The organism is Oceaniglobus sp. K40-3, from assembly GCF_055808395.1.
The window spans coordinates 2,250,505-2,267,282 of record NZ_CM147868.1 but is presented as its reverse complement, the minus strand read 5'-3'; the positions used below and the strand labels follow the sequence as shown (position 1 = coordinate 2,267,282).

The following is a 16,778-nucleotide window of genomic DNA, read 5'->3' as shown; positions in this document are numbered from 1 at the left end:
ACAATCTTGATATGTGCCGATTATTGTTTCCACACAGGGGCGAAAATCATCGCGCGGCCTTTTCGGCAATGCCGCTTTCGCCTTCGCGTCTGGCCAGTTCCGAATCGACCTCGGCAAGGGTGATATCGCGGGCGGCCAGCATTACCAGCAGGTGATAGACAACATCCGCCGCTTCGCTGGTCAGGCGGGCGCGGTCGCCCTTGACCGCTTCGATGATCGCCTCGATCGCCTCTTCTCCGAACTTTTCGGCGCATTTTTCCGGGCCTTTGGCCAGAAGTTTTGCGGTCCATGAACTTTCGGGGTCGGCGGCGCGGCGGTTCTCGATGGTTTCGGCCAAACGGTGCAGGGCAGTCATGACAGCCTCATGGGTATTCCGGCGGCGGCCATATGGGCCTTGGCCTGATGGATGGTGAAATCACCAAAGTGAAAGATCGACGCCGCCAGAACCGCGCTGGCGCCGCCCATGGTCACGCCTTCAACAAGGTGATCGAGGGTGCCGACACCGCCCGAGGCGATGACCGGAATTTTAACCGCATCGGAAATGGCGCGGGTCAGGGGCAGGTTGAACCCGGCGCGTGTTCCGTCGCGGTCCATTGAGGTGAGCAGGATTTCACCGGCCCCTTTGGTCGCGACAAGGCGCGCGAATGCCACCGCATCAATGCCGGTGGGGCGGCGCCCGCCGTGAGTGAAGATTTCCCATTGTCCCGGCGCCGTGGTTTTCGCATCGATGGCGACAACAATGCACTGACTGCCGAATCTTTCGGCGCTTTGGGCCACCACATCGGGGTTGGCGACAGCGGCTGAATTGAAGCTGACCTTGTCCGCCCCAGCCAACAACAGCTTGCGCACATCCTCGGGGGTTCTGACGCCACCACCCACGGTCAGGGGCATGAAACAATGTTCGGCGGTGCGGGTGACCAGATCGAACATGGTGGCGCGGTTGTCTTCGGTCGCCATGATGTCAAGAAAACACAGCTCGTCCGCGCCGGCGGCATCATAGGCGATCGCCGCCTGCACCGGATCGCCGGCATCAATCAGATCAACAAAATTCACGCCCTTGACGACGCGCCCCTCGGCCACGTCAAGACAGGGGATGATACGGGTTTTCAGCATGGCGGGCGCTATCCTTTCAGGGCGGTCAGGGCATCGGCCAGATCAATCGCGCCATCGTAAAGGGCGCGCCCGGAAATGGCGCCTGCAATGACGCCGGTGTCGCGCAGGGCGTGCAGATCGGCCATCGAGGACACGCCACCGCTGGCGATGACCGGGATGGTGACCGCCCGGGCCAGGGCCTCGGTTGCGTTGATGTTGGGGCCTTGCATGGCGCCGTCACGGTCGATGTCGGTATAGATGATCGCGGCGACCCCGGCATCTTCAAAGCTTTGGGCCAGATCGGTGACCATCACATCGGTTTCCGTGGCCCAGCCCTTGGTCGCCACCCGGCCATTGCGCGCATCAATCCCCACGGCCACCTTGCCGGGGAATTCCCGCGCCGCCTCGCGCACCAGATCGGGGTTTTCCACCGCAACCGTGCCGAGGATCACCCGCGACAGCCCCCGCGACAGCCAGCGTTCGATGGTGGCCATATCGCGAATACCGCCGCCCAACTGCGCCGGGACGGTGAGGGTGGCAAGAATGGCCTCGACCGCCGCGCCGTTCACGGGCGCCCCGGCAAAGGCGCCGTTCAGATCCACAAGATGCACCCATTCGCACCCCGCATCCTGAAACGCCCGGGCCTGTGCGGCAGGGTCGCTGCCAAAGACCGTGGCCTTGTCCATGTCGCCCTTGAGCAGGCGGACGCATTGGCCGTCTTTCAGGTCGATGGCGGGATAGAGGATCATGGGCTTGTCCTTTGTCGCTGGCGTTAACGCCTTTTGCACCGATGGGCGGGTAAGCTCAAGATGCGCGCAACCCAACGTCAGTGTTGCCCGATGGCGCCGGGGCGGGTTCACTGGGCCGGAACATGCGGGAGGAGAGAGTAATGAAAAGATTTTGCCTGGCCCTTGGGGCCGCCCTGGTCATGGGAACGGCGGCGCTGGCCGATCCTGTGGAAGGCACATGGCAGACCGAACCCGACGATGGCGCCTATGCCCACGTCAAAATCGTTCCCTGTGGCACGGCCTTTTGCGGCACGATCATGCGGACGTTCAAGGCGGATGGCGAATATAAATCGCCCAACATCGGGTTGCAGATCGTGCGCAACATGGAACCGGCAGGGGGCGGGCGTTACAAGGGGCAGGTGTTCCGCCCGTCCAACGGCAAGACCTATCTTGGCAAGATCGCCCTGTCAGGCAATTCGATGAAGCTGTCAGGCTGTGTGGCAGGCGGGCTTTTCTGTTCGAAACAGACATGGCAGCGGTTGAAATAGGCGTGATCCAAAGGCGGCGCTGACGCGCCATTCCATAGTTTGCGGGCGCCCGTTGCGCGGGCGGGCGCCGTTATGACCGTGGTGCGGGGTGCAGCGGCATCTGCGCCCTGTGCAACCCGGCCATGCGCCCTGTCAGGCTGTTGGACTTGGCCTTTGTGATCGGCTAAGGCTGAAATCAACTGACGATGAGGTTCCCATGGCTCGCGATCTGAAAATCCCCGAACAGCGCCACCCCGAAAAGGCGCGCCGCCCCGACAATGCCCAGCCCAAGAAACCGGCCTGGATCCGGGTCAAGGCGCCGGGCGGCGAGGGCTATGCCAAGACCCGCAACATCATGCGCGAACACAAGCTGACCACCGTTTGCGAAGAGGCGGGATGCCCGAACGTTGGCGAATGCTGGTCCCAGGGCCATGCCACGATGATGATCATGGGCGAGGTGTGCACCCGCGCCTGTACGTTCTGCAACATCGCCACCGGCAAACCCCCCGAGGCGCTGGATGTATTTGAACCGGGGCGCGTGGCCGATGCGGTGAAAAAACTGGGGCTGAACCATGTGGTCATCACCTCGGTTGATCGCGACGACGTGGAGGATGGCGGGGCCGAACATTTCGCCCAGACGATCCGTGCCATTCGCCGTCAATCGCCGGGCACCACGATCGAAATTCTCACCCCCGATTTCATCAAATGCGCCCCCGAGGCGTTGGAACAGGTGGTCGCGGCCAAGCCCGACGTGTTCAATCACAACCTTGAAACCGTGCCGGGTCTTTACCCCGAAGTGCGCCCCGGCGCGCGGTATTTCCATTCTCTGCGCCTGTTGCAGCGGGTCAAAGAGTTGGACCCAGAAATTTTTACCAAATCCGGCATCATGGTCGGGCTGGGCGAAGGGGCATTGGCGGTGCGTCAGGTGATGGACGACATGCGCGCGGCGGATGTGGATTTTCTGACCATCGGCCAGTATCTGCAACCAACGCCCAAGCACCACCGGGTCGACCGGTTTGTCACGCCCGAAGAATTTTCCAGCTATGAAAAGGCCGCTTGGGGCAAGGGGTTTTTGATGGTTTCGGCCACGCCGCTGACGCGGTCAAGCTATCACGCGGGCGATGATTTTCGGCGGCTGCGCGAGGCGCGGCTTGCGAAGCTGGCCGCGCTCTGAGGGTGCGCCCGGGGTTATTTCACCCCGGGGATCGCCTTGAGATAAAGCGCAATCGCCACCCGGTCACTTTCGGGCAGTTGCGAGAGCTTGTCGATCACCGCCACCATATGCCCGCCCGCGGTATCGAAATCGGGGGTAAAGCCGCTGGTCAGGTATTCCACGATTTCGTCCTGTGACCAATCCAGCGCGGCGGGGGTGATATTGGGGATACGCCCTTTGCCGCTGGGGTTTGGCGCGCCGGCCAGCCAGCGATCATTTTCAGGGCCACCCAACAGGTTGCGCGGGGTGTGGCAGGCGCCGCAATGGGCCAATGCCTCGACCAGGTAACGCCCCCGGGCCAGCTCGGGCTTTAGTGTGCCGCGCAGCACCCGATCCTGCGAGACGAACAGCATCTTCCAGCCGCCAAGGCTGCGCCGGATGTTGAAGGGAAAGCCCACCTCATGGGGTTGCGATGGGGTGTCGGAGGCGGGCAGGGTGCGCAGATAGGCGATCAGGTTCACGATGTCGCTGGTTTTCGCCTTGCCATAGGAATCATAGGGGAAGGCGGGGTAATAATGGGTGCCTTCGGGCGAAATGCCCCGCTGAATTGCATTCACCAATTGCAGATCGGTCCAGCTTCCCGTGCCCTCGACCGGATCGGGCGAGATATTGGGCGCGATGAAGGTGCCGAAATCCGAGGGAAAGCGCATGCCGCCTGCCAGAACCGGCGGGCCTTCGGCCTTGGTATCCGGCGCCACATGGCACGACGCACAGCCGGCGGCCAGAAACACCTGCTCGCCCGCGACCGGATCACCGGTCAGCCCGGCAAGGGCGCTTTCGGGCATGGGATCGGGGCGGGTGACGACCCAGAACACGGCAAGGCCCACAAGGGCGATGGCGATGGTCCAGCGGAGAAACGGGGGCATGGCGACCTCTTTTTTACCTCTCAGCAGCCTAACCCATGGGCCGGGCGAGCCGCACTGCAAATGTTACCCGGTCAGGGCCGTCGCCAATTATGTGGCGCAACCGAAAGGGCATCGGGCCAGCCGACCCAGCGTTCAATGGCAAACAGCAGCGCACAGATCGCAACCACGCCAATCACCAGTTTCACCCGGGACGCAGAGGGCGGATGGCGCGCCCAGCGAGCCATGCGCAGCAACCAGTGCAGGTTCATGTTTTCTTTTCCTTTCGGTCCGGGCTGTGCCATTCTGCGCGTCGGACCAGTTTAACGTGGCGGACCCTGAAATGCGAACGATCCTTGCCCCGATGTTTGTCGCGCTGGCCCTTGGTGCGGCACCTGTGATGGCACAGGATTACGATCTCGGCGCGCGCGGCCTATCTTGCCGGGGATTATGCGGCGGCGCTTGCGGTTCTGGAACCTCTGGCGCGGGCGGGTGATCCGGGGGCGCGCAATGTTCTGGCCGATGCCTATGACGACGGCAACGGAGTGGAAAAAGACCCCCAACGCGCCCTGGCCCTGTATCAGGCGGCGGCGGCGCAGGGGTTTGCGCGGGCGTCTTATAACCTTGGGGTTTTGCTAAGCGAGGGGCGCCCGGGCATTCCCGCCGATATTGCCCAGGCCATCGTCCATTATGACGAGGCGATGGCACAGGATTATCCTGCCGCCTTTAACAATCGCGGGGTGTTATATGCCCTGGGGCGGGGTGGCCCTGTGGATTCTGCGGCGGCGGTGGCCATGTATCGCCGGGCGCATGAATTGGGCGATCTGAACGGCACCGATAATCTGGCCGATATGTTGCGCCGGGGCGAGGGCGTGGAACAGGATGCCGCCGCAGCGCTGGCCCTTTGGCAAAGCGGCGCAGCGCGCGACCATGGGCCATCGACGCTTAATCTCGGGGCGATGTATGCCAACGGGATTGGCGTGGCCGAGGATCCGGAGGCGGCCTATGCCCTGTATCTGTTGGCGGCACAGCGTGGGTCGGTGTTTGCGGGGCGCAATCTGTTTGCGATTCACGCCGATACCGACAACCCCCACCATGATGCCGAGGCGGCGCTGGCCTGGTGCCTGTGGGCGGTGCCACGCATGGAAGAGGATCGGCGCCCCGCCCAAGAGGCCGAATGCGCCGCCGCACAAACGCCGATGTCGGCTGAGAGCGTGGCGCGCGCCCGGGCGATGGCCGACACCCTTACCCGGTAAAGCGGACCTTGCCGATATAGGGCAGGTTGCGGTTGCGCTGCGCATAGTCGATGCCATAGCCGACGACGAATTCATCGGGGATTTCAAACCCCGTCCAGGTGGCGCGCACGTCCACCTCGCGGCGGGTGGGTTTGTCGAGCAATGCAATGGTTTCCAACCGGTTCGGGTTGCGGGATTTCAACAGCTGAATCACATGATGCAGGGTGAATCCGGTATCGACGATATCTTCGACAACCAACACATCGCGCCCGCCGATTTCACCGCGCAAATCCTTGAGAATGCGCACTTCGCGGCTGCTTTCCATCCCGTCGCCATAGCTGGACGCCTCAAGGAAATCGACCTCGACGTTCAGATCCAGTTCGCGCACCAGATCGGCAATGAACACGAACGACCCGCGCAACAGGCCCACGACCACCAGCTTTGAGGTGCCCTTGTAATGGGCCTGAATTTCGCGCGACAATTCCTCGATCCGGGCGGCAATCGCTTTGGCCGAGATCATTTCGTCAATCACATAAGGCGCCTGAGCCATTCCATCCCCTTGATTTCCGCGCGCTCATGGTCGACATGACCCCGAACGCCGTAACCTTAGATAAGATATGCCGACACATCACGAAACCCGCAAACTGCCCTATACCGCCGATCAGATGTACGATCTGGTTGCCGATGTCGGGCGCTATCCCGAATTTCTGCCCTGGTGTGCTGCCGCGCGCGTGCGCGAGACACGCCCGGTTGACGGAGGTGAGGTGATGGAGGCCGATCTGGTGATTTCCTTCAAGGTGTTTCGCGAAAAGTTCGGTTCACGGGTGACGCTGTGGCCCGATGATCGCAAGATTGACACCGAATATCTGGACGGCCCGTTCAAACACATGATCAGCAATTGGCAGTTCTTCCCTGCCGAACAGGGCTGTGATGTTGATTTCTTTGTGGATTTCGAATTCCGCAATCGGGTGTTGCAGGCCGCTGCGGGCGTGTTTTTCAATGATGCCATGCAGCGCGTCGTGCGCGCGTTTGAACGGCGCGCAGCGGCGCTTTACGGCTGAGCGGGCAGGTCTGACACCGCGTCGATCAGCATTTGCAAGGCCTGTGCGGTGCTGGCCCGGCGCACATGATCGCGCCCGATGGGGCCGAATTCGTGGGTGGCGCTGTGGGTGCCCTGTGCCGTGGCCACGGCAAAACAGACGCGGCCTTCGGGTTTGTGCTCTGATCCGCCCGGCCCGGCGATGCCGGTGGTTGATACGGCGCATTGCGCGTCTGACCGGGCAAGGGCGCCTGCGGCCATTTCGCGCGCCACCTCTTCGCTGACGGCACCGTGCGTGGTCAGGGTTTCTGTGGCAACCCCGAGCATTTCGGATTTCGCGGCGTTGGTATAGGTGACGAAACCGCGATCAAACACCGCCGACGATCCGGCAATATCGGTTAGCGCGGCGGCAACCATGCCCCCGGTGCAGCTTTCGGCGCACGTGATCATCACGCCGCGTTCCCTGGCCAGCGTCAGCAGGGTTTCGGCCCGGCTCACATCAGCACCAGATGAAACAGCGCGGCAAGGGCGATGCCGCCGATGGCCGCAAACACGCCGGCGATTACATCATCCAGCATCACCCCAAGGGCATCGTCGCGCCGGTCGGCCCAGCCCACCAGCCAGGGTTTGGTGATATCAAACAGCCGGAACAGAACGAACGCGGCAACCCAGCCGGGCCAGAGCCTTTCCGGTGCGACGCCCATCATCGACGACCCATAGGCCACCGGCAACAGGGCAATCCACTGGCCGACCACCTCGTCAATCACGATTTCCGATGGGTCATGGTTGTCGCGCCCCCGGGTCTGTTCGGCGGTGGCCCAATGCCCGGCCACAAAGGCCAGCGCGGCGCAGACAACAAGACCGGGCCAGCCCGCGATCAGCAAGATGCCATAGGCCAGCGGCAGCGCGAAAAGCGACCCCCAGGTGCCCGGGGCAGGGCGCAGATGGCCAACCCCCAGAACGGTTGCAATCAGGTGTGACAGGGTCATGACGCCACCAGTGTCACTGTGGCCAGCGCGGCAATGCCTTCGCCCCGCCCGGTAAAGCCCAGTCGTTCGGTCGTGGTGGCCTTGACCGATACGCGACCGGGGGCAAGCTCCATGAGGTCGGCCATATTCGCGATCATCCTTTCGGCGTGGGGGCCGATCTTGGGCGCCTCGCACATCAGCGTCAGATCGACATTGGAAATGATATAGCCCCGCGCACGGGCCAATCCCACCGCATGGCGCAGGAAAATCGACGAAGCCGCGCCCTTCCACTGTGGGTCGCTGGGCGGAAAGTGGCGCCCGATGTCGCCCGCCGCCAGCGCGCCGTAAATTGCATCGGTGACGGCGTGCATCCCGACATCGGCATCGGAATGGCCCAAAAGAGCGTGGGAATGCGGAACGGCAAGGCCGCACAGCACCACATGATCGCCCTCGCAAAAGGCGTGTACGTCAAAACCGTTGCCGGTGCGAATATCCATGGTGCGATCCATCAAGTGTTCGGCGCGGGCGAAATCGCCGGCCGTGGTGATTTTAAGGTTGTCCTCATCGCCTGCCACGATCCGCACTGCCAGACCGGCCGCACGGGCGACCTCTACGTCATCCATGGCGCCGCCCGGGTGCACGCGGTGGGCGGCAAGGATGGCGTCAAAATGAAACCCCTGAGGCGTTTGCGCCCGGAAAAGCCCGGTACGATCACGGGTGCCGGTGACATATCCGCCATCCCCCGACCACAGGGCATCGGAAACGGGCAGGGCGGGGGCGGCGCCGGGGGCGTGGTCAAGGGCCTCGCACACCCGGGCGATCAGGGCGTGGGACACCAAAGGCCGGGCCACATCATGAATCATCACGCGGCGCACATTCTGCCCCTCAAGCGCGGCAAGGCCGGCCAGCACGGAATCGCTGCGCCCCGCACCCCCGGCCACAACCGTGACATCGCCATGGGCGGTGTATCCGTGGGCCATATCCATATCATCAGGGTGCAGCACCAGAACGATCTGCGCGATCCCCGGGGCGGTGCGGAACACATCAAGCGTCCACGCCAGAACGGCGCGCCCGCGCAACAGGCGCCATTGCTTGGGCACCGGGCCACCCACCCGCGTTCCGCGGCCTGCGGCCACAATCACGGCGGCTGTGGTCATTCCCTGTCATCCCCTTAGGCGCACTCCGTCTAGGACATGGCGCGACTCATGACAACGAAAAGCGTTTGCCGACGTTATTCGCCCAATTTTTAGGCAAACCATATTTTCTGCCTGATTTATGGCGCTTTCCCTTTGGGTCTGGTTGGCCCGCCCGCCTGTGCGGGTTAGCTAGGGGCGATTGCTCAGAGATTAGGCACTTGCGTGAAAAATATGATCCTTCCTGACCCTCCGGTCTTGCTTGCTCCCATGGCGGGAATCACCGATTTGCCGTTCCGGCAGTTGGTGGCGTCCTTTGGCGCCGGGCTGGTGGTCAGTGAAATGGTCGCGAGTCAGGAAATGGTGCAGGCCAAGGCGGGCATGCGCGAAAAGGCGGAACTGGGCCTTGGCGCGGCGCGCACTGCCGTACAGGCTCGCGGGGCGCGAGGCCCATTGGATGGCCGAAGCGGCCCGCATGGTCGAGGCAAACGGCGCACGGATCATCGACATCAACATGGGCTGTCCGGCCAAGCGGGTGACCAGCGGCATGTCCGGCTCGGCGCTCATGCGCGATCTGGACCATGCGCTGGGGCTGATCGAGGCGGTGGTGGGGGCGGTCAAGGTGCCGGTGACCCTGAAAACCCGGCTGGGATGGGACGCGGCGTTGATGAACGCCCCCGATCTGGCGCGCCGGGCCGAAGCGGCAGGCGTGGCAATGATCACCATCCATGGCCGCACCCGGTGCCAGTTTTACAAGGGCGCGGCGGATTGGGCGGCGATCCGGGCGGTGCGCGATGCGGTGCGCATTCCGGTCGTGGCCAATGGCGATATCATCGACAGCGCGACAGCCCGGTCTGCCCTGAAACAATCGGGCGCCGATGGGGTGATGGTGGGGCGCGGTGCGCAGGGGCGGCCCTGGGTGCTGGCGCAAATCGCGGCAAACCTGGCCGGCGCTGCGGTGCCCGCCGCCCCACAGGGGGGCGCATTGGCCGATCTGGTGGCGGAACATTATCAGGCGATGTTGTCGTTCTACGGCACCGCGCTTGGGGTCAGGGTGGCGCGCAAACATCTGGGTTGGTTCATGGACGGGGGCGAAACCCCCGCCGCCCTGCGCCGCGAACTGTTGACCGCGCCCGACCCGGCGCAGGTTCTGCGCCTGTTGCCTGCGGCCTTGGACGGCCGCAGCACCCGGCACGCCGCATGAGCGCCTTGTCCGAAACGCTTTGGGCGTCGCTGCCGGTTCCGGCGTTTCTGCTGGACCCGGGCGATATGATGTCTGAAATCAATCCGGCGGCGGAACAGTTTCTGAATGCCTCGGCGCGCAGTATGCGGGGCGCGCCGATGTTTGACAGGCTGGCCATCGACGCCCCGATCGAAGAATCCTTTCTGCGGGTTCGCCGGGATCAATCGGCGCTGTTTATAAACAACGTCGATGTGGGCACCGGTCAGCGTCCGCCGGTGCAATGCAACATTCAGATCGCGCCGATGATCGGAATGCCCGGTTTTGTGCTGGTCATCATGGAACCACGCCAGATTGCCGATCGGCTGGGCCGGGCACATTCGGTGAAATCCTCGGCCCGTTCTGCCATTGGCATGGCCGAAATGCTGGCCCATGAGATCAAGAACCCACTGGCGGGCATCACCGGCGCGGCACAACTCTTGTCCATGGGGCTGAGCGGGCAGGACCAGGAGCTGACGGATCTGATTGTCGCTGAAAGCCGCCGGATTGTGGCGCTTTTGGATCAGGTTGAACAATTCGGCAATCTGCGCCCGCCCGTGCGGCGCGCGATCAACATTCACGATCTGCTGGACCGGGCGCGCAAATCGGCGCTGGTGGGGTTTGCCGGCCACATGAGGATCACCGAGGAATACGACCCCTCGTTGCCGCCCACCCATGTGGACGGCGATCAGATATTACAGGTGTTCCTCAACCTGTTTCGCAACGCAACCGAGGCCGCCGGCCCCGAGGGGGGCCGGATCAGCATCCGCACCTTTTATGATCTGTCCCTGCGGTTGCGGCGCAAGGACGGATCGGCCGGCGCCCTGCCGTTGCAGGTGGAAATCATCGATGACGGGCCGGGCCTGCCGCCGGACCTTGCTCAGGATATTTTCGAACCCTTCGTTTCGGGCCGCGAGAATGGCACCGGGCTCGGCCTCGCATTGGTGAGCAAGATCATCTCTGATCATGATGGCTGGATCGCCGTCGAATCCACGCCGGGGCGGACAATGTTCCGCATCTCTTTGCCCGTTGCCCCGAAAGACCAACGCCCATGACGCCACAACGACGTGAAGGACAGTAAAAACCATGGATGGAACCGTACTTGTCGCCGATGACGACCGCACGATTCGCACCGTATTGACCCAGGCCCTGACCCGGGCGGGGTGCAAGGTTCATGCGACCTCGTCCATGGTGACGCTCATGCGATGGGTGGAGGAAGGAAAGGGCGACCTGGTGATTTCCGATGTCATCATGCCCGACGGCAACGGGCTTGAGGCGCTGCCAAAGATTTCGCAACTGCGCCCCGGGTTGCCGGTGATCGTGATTTCGGCACAAAATACGATCATGACGGCAATTCAGGCCGCCGAGGCCGAGGCCTATGATTATCTGCCCAAACCTTTCGATCTGCCCGATCTGATGAAACGCGCCGCCCGGGCGCTGGAAATCAAACGCCGCGCCCCGATGACGCGCACAGCCACCGATGGCGCGGCGGCTGACGATTTGCCCCTTGTGGGCCGCACCCCGGCGATGCAGGCGTTGTACCGGCTGGTCGCACGGGTGATGAACACGGATCTGCCGGTGCTGGTGACCGGTGAATCCGGCACCGGAAAATCCCTTATCGCCCGGGCGATCCACGATTTTTCCGATCGCCGCACCCTGCCGTTCGTGGTGGCAAGTGCCGGTGACATGGCCAGCATGGAAGGGCCTGCAACCATCCTCAGCCGGGCGCGGGGCGGCTCGATCCTGTTTGATGAAGTGGGGGATCTGGACGAAGACGCGCAAGCGCGGATCGTGCGGATGCTGGACAGTTTTACCGATAATGCCCCGCGCGTCATGGCAACAAGCCAGTCTGACCTGACCCATCGCATGGAAACCGGCGTCTTTCGCCAGGATCTGTTCTATCGTCTTGGGGGGGTGGCCATTACCGTGCCGTCCCTGCGCGAACGGGTCGACGATATTCCTTTGCTGACGGCGCATTTTCTGGCCCGGGCCGAACGCGACGGCCTGCCCCTGCGGCGATTTTCCGACGCCGCCATGGATTTGATTCGCGCCTATAGCTGGCCGGGCAATGTGCGCCAGTTGGAAAATACCCTGCGCCGCATTGTCGTGACCGGCACCGAAGAGGAAATCACCCGCGCCGAGGCCGAGGCCGTTCTGGGCAACCAACCGGCGATGGAACCCCTGACCGGCGGCGGCGAGGGAGAGCGGCTGTCGGGTTCAGTGAACAAACACCTGCGGCGGTATTTCGATTTGCACGGCGGGGTTTTGCCGCCACCGGGCCTGTATCAGCGGATTCTGCGCGAGGTCGAAGCGCCGCTGATTGAAATCGCACTGGATGCAACCGGCGGGAATCAGGCGAAATGCGCCGATTTGCTGGGGATCAACCGAAATACTTTGAGAAAGAAGATCACAGATCTCGATATCCGCGTGACACGGCGCCGTAAATTGATGTAAAATCGCAACAGAATGTGTGGCCGTTCGGTGTCAACCGAAGCAGAGACCACCAGATAGAGCGGTACGTCGCGAAAAGCGACACATCAATTAGGGGGTTCACCCGTGACAGGGCGTGTCCGCACGGCAACTTGGGATCGGATCGCGCGACTGCGTCGCCAGCGGCGCTTCAAGACATTTTCGACGCTCAGTCTGGTGGTTCTCGGGCCGGCTTTGGCGCTGGGGACATTTCTCATTCTTGGCCCTCTTGATCGGGGCGCCTCGACGCTTTCGCTCCGGCTGATTCTGCTGGCCGATCTGGTGTATGTGCTGGTGGTGGCCGCGCTGGTTCTGGGGTCTTTGGTGCGGATGGTGGCGGCGCGCCGGGCGCAATCGGCGGGATCGCGGCTGCACATGCGGCTGACCGGTGTGTTTGCCCTGATCGCGCTGATCCCGACGGTGACGGTCGCGATCTTTGCAACGCTGACGGTGAATGTCGGGCTTGAGGGGTGGTTTTCCGAACGGGTGCGCGAGGTTGTCGGCGCCTCTCTGGCCGCCGCCGAGGCCTATGAGGACGAACAGCGCCAGGATCTGCGCACCGATACCGATGCTTTGGCGGAGTTCCTGTCGTCCCTGCAAAACGACAGCTTTCAGGTGTCTGACGGGGAAATGCGCCAAGTCCTGGCACAGGCCCAAAAGCGCATCCAGCGGGGCCTGCGCGAGGCGTTCGTGATCGACAACAGTGGTGAAATCCGCGCCCGGGGCGAAGGCTCGTATCTCTTTGATTTTGAAAAACCTTCCGATGATGATCTGGCTCGTGCCGCCGACGGCGAAACAGTGATCATCGAAGATTGGGCACAGAATGAATTTCGCGCGCTGGCGCGGCTTGGCGGCATCGGCAACCGGTTTTTATATGTCAGCCGCGATGTGGACGGGCAGATCCTGTCACTGTTGGATGACACCAAGAAAACCGTCCGTCTTTATGACCAGCTTGAGAGCGAGCGGGGCCGTATCCTGTTTGAATTCGGGCTGCTCTATCTCGGGTTTGCGGTGATCCTCATTCTGGCGGCGATCTGGCTGGGCCTGTGGTTTGCCCAACGTCTGTCAGGCCCGGTGGGGCGGCTTGCGGGGGCGGCACAGCGGGTGGGCGCCGGCGATCTTGACGTGCAGGTCCGCGAGGAAGAGGGCGACGATGAAATCGCCATGCTGGGCCGGTTGTTCAACCGGATGACCAAGCAATTGAAAGGCCAGCGCGACACCCTGCTGGAAACCAACGAACAGATTGACCGGCGGCGGCGGCAGTTTGATTCCGTGCTGTCCTCGGTCACGGCCGGCCTTGTCGGGTTGGACGCGGACGGGCAGGTCACCTTTGTGAACCGTTCGGCGGAACGGTTGTTGCAACTGGATGATACCACCGGACAACAGGTTTCCTTTTCACTGGCGGTGCCTGAATTCGGGCCTTTGTTCAATCGGTTGCGCGCCAACCGGCGGCTTGAGGTGGCGCAGGAGGAAATCAAGGTTTCGCGTGGTGGCCATCTGGAAAGCCTGCTGGTGCGCATGGCCACCCGGCGGTCAGAGGACGGGCGGCTTGAGGGGTATGTGGTGGCCTTTGATGATGTGACCGATCTGGTCGCGGCACAACGCATGGCCGCCTGGGGCGATGTGGCCCGCCGTATTGCCCATGAGATCAAAAACCCGCTGACCCCGATTCAACTGAGCGCCGAGCGGATCAAGCGCAAATTCGCCCGTCAGCTTGACGACGAAAACGCCGCCGCGCTGGAGCAATACACCGATGTGATCATCCGCCAGACCGGCGATTTGCGCCGGATTGTCGATGAGTTTTCAAAATTTGCCCGGATGCCCGAACCGGAACGGCGCACCCACGACATCGCCAAACTGCTGCGCGATGCGGTGACGTTACAAGAGGCGCGCGATAGCGATCTGACGCTGGTGGCCGACATCCCGACCGAACCTGTGATGGCGGAATTCGATGACACGATGATCGGGCAGGCGGTGACAAACCTGATCAAGAACGCCGGGGAAGCCATTGAAAGCCTTTATGAAAAGGGGCGCCCCGATGGCCATTCCCCCGAGGTGCGCGTGGTGATGACCGCCGATCCGGTTGAGGTACAGATTTCGATTTCGGACAATGGCATCGGTCTTCCCGAAGATCGCAGCCGCCTGTTTGAACCCTATGTGACGACCCGCGCCGAAGGCACCGGTCTGGGCCTGCCGATCGTCAAGAAAATCATCGAGGAACACGGCGGCACCCTGACCCTGCGGGACGCCGATCCTTTTGGCGATACCGCCCACAGGGGGCGCGCGCCGATATTACCCTGCCTCGGTTAAGCGAGGCAGACGCAAGTTTAGTGAATGAGGTGGCAGTATGAAGAAAGGTATTTATCATGGGTGACATTCTGATCGTCGACGACGAACGCGACATCCGCGAACTGATTTCCGATATTCTCAAGGATGAGGGGTATTCCACCCGTCTGGCGGGCAATTCCGATGATTGCATGGCCGAAATCGCGAAAGAGCTGCCCTCGCTGATGATCCTCGATATCTGGTTGAAAGACAGCCAGATGGACGGAATCGATATTCTCAAGGCCACCAAACGCGACCATCCGGGCGTGCCGATCATCATCATTTCGGGCCACGGAAACGTGGAAATCGCCGTGGCGGCGATCAAGCAGGGCGCCTATGATTTCATCGAAAAGCCTTTCAATATTGATCAATTGACTGTGGTGATCGGGCGGGCGATGGAAACATCCCGCCTGCGCCGTGAAAACAGCGAATTGAAACGCCGCGATGGTGTCGTGGCCGAGATGATTGGTTCAAGTTCGTCGTTCAAGGCTTTGAAATCAAACCTTGAAAAGGTGACAAAATCCAACGGTCGCATCATGCTGACTGGCCCGGCGGGCAGCGGCAAAGAGGTGGCGGCGCGCTATATCCATGCCAATTCCAACCGCGCCGATGCGCCGTTTGTGTCGGTCAGTTCGGCCTCGGTTGAACCGGATCGCATGGAAGAGGTGCTGTTCGGGCGCGAAAGCAACGAGCGCGGGATCGAACCGGGCCTGTTGGAGCAGGCCGACGGCGGTATCCTGTTCTTTGACGAAGTGGCTGACATGCCCCTTGGCACCCAATCCAAAATCCTGCGTGTGCTGGTCGATCAATCCTTTACCCGGGTTGGCGGTTCGGAAAAGGTCAAGGTCGATATGCGGGTTATCAGCTCGACCAACCGGGATCTGGCGCAGGAAATCCAACTGGGCCGGTTCCGTCAGGAATTGTTTCACCGGCTGGCGGTTGTTCCCATCGCCGTGCCCGCCCTGGATGAACGGCGCGAGGATATTCCCGAACTGGCAGAATATTTCATCGCCGGATTCAACAAAACCCAAGGGTTGCCCCTGCGCGCGGTCAGTGACGAGGCGATTGCCCTGCTGCAAACCATGCTGTGGCCGGGCAATGTGCGCCAGTTGAAAAACGTCATCGAACGGGTGCTGATTCTGGGCAGCGACAAGGGCGATATCGCCGCCAGCGAACTGCCCGGCACCGAACCCGTGGCCGAAGAGGAAGGGCGCGTGGTGCTGTCCGGACTCGGCTCGCCACATTACCATTGCGCGAGGCGCGGGAATTGTTTGAACGGGAATATCTGCTGACCCAGATCAACCGCTTTGGCGGCAATATTTCGCGCACTGCCACCTTTGTGGGCATGGAGCGCAGCGCGCTGCATCGCAAGCTGAAGTCGCTGAATGTGGTGACAAGCAACAAACTGGGCAGCCGGATCGCCCATGTCGAGGATATGGAGGGGTAGGGCGGCTATTTTGTCCTGACAAACACAACGCCACGATTCTGCCCCTTGGCGGCGCACAGGTCATCGCTCAGGGGCGGCAAAACGCGCTGTGCCTGTCCTGCTGCGGCGCGGGTGACCTTGGGCGAACATTGGGGGATGTTAACCCGCTGATATCCTTTGTCATTCATGCATTGCCCGACAACACGTTTGCGCAGATCGGTGTTGGCGTCATAGGAATACACCTCGCCGCCAACCACCCGCGCAGCGCCGGTCACACAGCGGCCATCGGCGTTGCAGATGGTTTTGCCCGGGATCACCTGTACTGGCGTGGTGCGCACCTGGGTGTTGGGCGGAACATCGCGCGCGCCCTGCGCCTCGCAACGGGTTTGATCGGCGGTTAACCGTGTCATGGTCTGACCCGCCTGATAAAACCCCGAATAGGGCGCGCAGCCCGAGAGTGTGACCAGAAGAGCGGCAATCATCCGGTTTTTCATTGCGTCCCCCTGCCTGTCTTGCGATGAGTGAGCCTTCGAAGTGCAACGGTTTCACCGAACGCCGGGTC

Annotated in this window: 17 protein-coding genes and 2 pseudogenes; 9 read left to right on the top strand and 10 right to left on the bottom strand. The window is 62.2% G+C overall.

What is annotated here, in order from left to right; all coding sequences use genetic code 11:
- Positions 1–46: 46 nt before the first annotated feature.
- The 3 genes from AC0L7P_RS11760 to hisA are packed head-to-tail and all read right to left on the bottom strand — an operon-like array spanning position 47 to position 1,841.
- A complete protein-coding gene (locus AC0L7P_RS11760) occupies positions 47–355 on the bottom strand; it encodes a phosphoribosyl-ATP diphosphatase (RefSeq protein WP_473432948.1) in 309 nt (102 codons plus the stop codon).
- Complete coding sequence (hisF, locus tag AC0L7P_RS11755; protein WP_473432947.1) at positions 352–1,113, bottom strand: imidazole glycerol phosphate synthase subunit HisF; 762 nt, start codon at positions 1,111–1,113, stop codon at positions 352–354. The genes AC0L7P_RS11760 and hisF overlap by 4 nt, the downstream gene beginning before the upstream one ends.
- An 8-nt stretch (positions 1,114–1,121) precedes the next feature.
- Positions 1,122–1,841: a 1-(5-phosphoribosyl)-5-[(5-phosphoribosylamino)methylideneamino]imidazole-4-carboxamide isomerase gene (gene hisA / locus AC0L7P_RS11750; protein ID WP_473432946.1), complete on the bottom strand. Its 720-nt coding sequence runs from the start codon at positions 1,839–1,841 to the stop codon at positions 1,122–1,124.
- Positions 1,842–1,981: 140 nt separating this feature from the next.
- Here hisA and AC0L7P_RS11745 point away from each other — a divergent pair, with 140 nt between their 5' ends.
- Both AC0L7P_RS11745 and lipA read left to right on the top strand, forming a co-directional pair.
- Positions 1,982–2,368 (top strand): DUF2147 domain-containing protein, encoded by a 387-nt coding sequence (locus AC0L7P_RS11745; protein ID WP_473432945.1) that lies wholly within the window; start codon positions 1,982–1,984, stop codon positions 2,366–2,368.
- A 196-nt stretch (positions 2,369–2,564) separates the two neighbouring features.
- Positions 2,565–3,521 carry a lipoyl synthase gene (gene lipA / locus AC0L7P_RS11740; protein ID WP_473432944.1) on the top strand — a complete coding sequence of 319 codons (957 nt, stop codon included), beginning with the start codon at positions 2,565–2,567 and terminating at the stop codon, positions 3,519–3,521.
- A 14-nt stretch (positions 3,522–3,535) separates the two neighbouring features.
- Here the strand turns inward: lipA and AC0L7P_RS11735 are convergent, their stop codons facing one another.
- Both AC0L7P_RS11735 and AC0L7P_RS11730 read right to left on the bottom strand, forming a co-directional pair.
- A complete protein-coding gene (locus AC0L7P_RS11735; RefSeq protein ID WP_473432943.1) occupies positions 3,536–4,426 on the bottom strand; it encodes a c-type cytochrome in 891 nt (296 codons plus the stop codon).
- A gap of 71 nt (positions 4,427–4,497) precedes the next feature.
- A complete protein-coding gene (locus AC0L7P_RS11730) occupies positions 4,498–4,674 on the bottom strand; it encodes a hypothetical protein (protein ID WP_473432942.1) in 177 nt (58 codons plus the stop codon).
- A gap of 138 nt (positions 4,675–4,812) precedes the next feature.
- On the opposite strand from AC0L7P_RS11730, the gene AC0L7P_RS11725 reads away from it, so the two are divergent.
- Positions 4,813–5,658, top strand: coding sequence for a tetratricopeptide repeat protein (locus AC0L7P_RS11725; RefSeq protein ID WP_473435448.1), 846 nt, complete (start codon positions 4,813–4,815; stop codon positions 5,656–5,658).
- Here the strand turns inward: AC0L7P_RS11725 and hpt are convergent.
- A complete protein-coding gene (gene hpt / locus AC0L7P_RS11720) occupies positions 5,648–6,187 on the bottom strand; it encodes a hypoxanthine phosphoribosyltransferase (RefSeq protein ID WP_473432941.1) in 540 nt (179 codons plus the stop codon). The two genes, AC0L7P_RS11725 and hpt, sit on opposite strands and share 11 nt — an antisense overlap.
- Positions 6,188–6,254: 67 nt before the next feature.
- Between hpt and AC0L7P_RS11715 the strand changes: the two genes are divergently transcribed.
- On the top strand, positions 6,255–6,698 hold the full coding sequence (locus tag AC0L7P_RS11715; protein WP_473432940.1) for a type II toxin-antitoxin system RatA family toxin: 444 nt from the start codon (positions 6,255–6,257) through the stop codon (positions 6,696–6,698).
- Here the strand turns inward: AC0L7P_RS11715 and AC0L7P_RS11710 are convergent.
- From AC0L7P_RS11710 to AC0L7P_RS11700, 3 genes are read right to left on the bottom strand one after another with little or no spacing between them, the layout of a single operon-like run.
- Complete coding sequence (locus AC0L7P_RS11710) at positions 6,689–7,174, bottom strand: CinA family protein (protein ID WP_473432939.1); 486 nt, start codon at positions 7,172–7,174, stop codon at positions 6,689–6,691. The genes AC0L7P_RS11715 and AC0L7P_RS11710 overlap by 10 nt on opposite strands.
- Positions 7,171–7,665, bottom strand: a complete 495-nt coding sequence (locus AC0L7P_RS11705) for a phosphatidylglycerophosphatase A family protein (protein WP_473432938.1) — start codon at positions 7,663–7,665, stop codon at positions 7,171–7,173. Before AC0L7P_RS11705 ends, AC0L7P_RS11710 begins: the two co-directional genes overlap by 4 nt.
- Entirely contained in the window at positions 7,662–8,801 is a 1,140-nt protein-coding gene (locus AC0L7P_RS11700; protein ID WP_473432937.1) for a bifunctional 2-C-methyl-D-erythritol 4-phosphate cytidylyltransferase/2-C-methyl-D-erythritol 2,4-cyclodiphosphate synthase, read from the bottom strand. Before AC0L7P_RS11700 ends, AC0L7P_RS11705 begins: the two co-directional genes overlap by 4 nt.
- A 210-nt stretch (positions 8,802–9,011) precedes the next feature.
- Between AC0L7P_RS11700 and dusB the strand changes: the two are divergent.
- From dusB to ntrX, 5 genes and pseudogenes are all read left to right on the top strand, one after another.
- Positions 9,012–9,981 (top strand): annotated as a pseudogene (gene dusB / locus AC0L7P_RS11695) (tRNA dihydrouridine synthase DusB).
- Entirely contained in the window at positions 9,978–11,051 is a 1,074-nt protein-coding gene (locus AC0L7P_RS11690; RefSeq protein WP_473432936.1) for a two-component system sensor histidine kinase NtrB, read from the top strand. Before dusB ends, AC0L7P_RS11690 begins: the two are co-directional and overlap by 4 nt.
- Positions 11,052–11,082: 31 nt before the next feature.
- Positions 11,083–12,450, top strand: coding sequence for a response regulator (locus AC0L7P_RS11685; protein WP_473432935.1), 1,368 nt, complete (start codon positions 11,083–11,085; stop codon positions 12,448–12,450).
- Positions 12,451–12,552: 102 nt separating this feature from the next.
- Positions 12,553–14,775, top strand: coding sequence for a sensor histidine kinase NtrY-like (locus tag AC0L7P_RS11680; protein ID WP_473432934.1), 2,223 nt, complete (start codon positions 12,553–12,555; stop codon positions 14,773–14,775).
- A gap of 56 nt (positions 14,776–14,831) precedes the next feature.
- A pseudogene (gene ntrX / locus AC0L7P_RS11675) lies at positions 14,832–16,237 on the top strand (nitrogen assimilation response regulator NtrX).
- 5 nt (positions 16,238–16,242) lie between these two features.
- Here ntrX and AC0L7P_RS11670 read toward each other — a convergent pair.
- Positions 16,243–16,710: a hypothetical protein gene (locus AC0L7P_RS11670; RefSeq protein ID WP_473432933.1), complete on the bottom strand. Its 468-nt coding sequence runs from the start codon at positions 16,708–16,710 to the stop codon at positions 16,243–16,245.
- Positions 16,711–16,778 lie beyond the last annotated feature (68 nt).

What these genes read in the sequence shown, in the direction of transcription:
- AC0L7P_RS11705 (WP_473432938.1), bottom strand. Translation starts at nt 7,665, where the DNA reads ATGACCCTGTCACACCTGATTGCAACCGTTCTGGGGGTTGGCCATCTG.
- AC0L7P_RS11685 (WP_473432935.1), top strand. Translation starts at nt 11,083, where the DNA reads ATGGATGGAACCGTACTTGTCGCCGATGACGACCGCACGATTCGCACC.
- hisF (WP_473432947.1), bottom strand. Translation starts at nt 1,113, where the DNA reads ATGCTGAAAACCCGTATCATCCCCTGTCTTGACGTGGCCGAGGGGCGC.
- hpt (WP_473432941.1), bottom strand. Translation starts at nt 6,187, where the DNA reads ATGGCTCAGGCGCCTTATGTGATTGACGAAATGATCTCGGCCAAAGCG.
- AC0L7P_RS11670 (WP_473432933.1), bottom strand. Translation starts at nt 16,710, where the DNA reads ATGAAAAACCGGATGATTGCCGCTCTTCTGGTCACACTCTCGGGCTGC.
- AC0L7P_RS11735 (WP_473432943.1), bottom strand. Translation starts at nt 4,426, where the DNA reads ATGCCCCCGTTTCTCCGCTGGACCATCGCCATCGCCCTTGTGGGCCTT.
- lipA (WP_473432944.1), top strand. Translation starts at nt 2,565, where the DNA reads ATGGCTCGCGATCTGAAAATCCCCGAACAGCGCCACCCCGAAAAGGCG.
- AC0L7P_RS11690 (WP_473432936.1), top strand. Translation starts at nt 9,978, where the DNA reads ATGAGCGCCTTGTCCGAAACGCTTTGGGCGTCGCTGCCGGTTCCGGCG.
- AC0L7P_RS11730 (WP_473432942.1), bottom strand. Translation starts at nt 4,674, where the DNA reads ATGAACCTGCACTGGTTGCTGCGCATGGCTCGCTGGGCGCGCCATCCG.
- AC0L7P_RS11715 (WP_473432940.1), top strand. Translation starts at nt 6,255, where the DNA reads ATGCCGACACATCACGAAACCCGCAAACTGCCCTATACCGCCGATCAG.
- AC0L7P_RS11760 (WP_473432948.1), bottom strand. Translation starts at nt 355, where the DNA reads ATGACTGCCCTGCACCGTTTGGCCGAAACCATCGAGAACCGCCGCGCC.
- hisA (WP_473432946.1), bottom strand. Translation starts at nt 1,841, where the DNA reads ATGATCCTCTATCCCGCCATCGACCTGAAAGACGGCCAATGCGTCCGC.
- AC0L7P_RS11745 (WP_473432945.1), top strand. Translation starts at nt 1,982, where the DNA reads ATGAAAAGATTTTGCCTGGCCCTTGGGGCCGCCCTGGTCATGGGAACG.
- AC0L7P_RS11700 (WP_473432937.1), bottom strand. Translation starts at nt 8,801, where the DNA reads ATGACCACAGCCGCCGTGATTGTGGCCGCAGGCCGCGGAACGCGGGTG.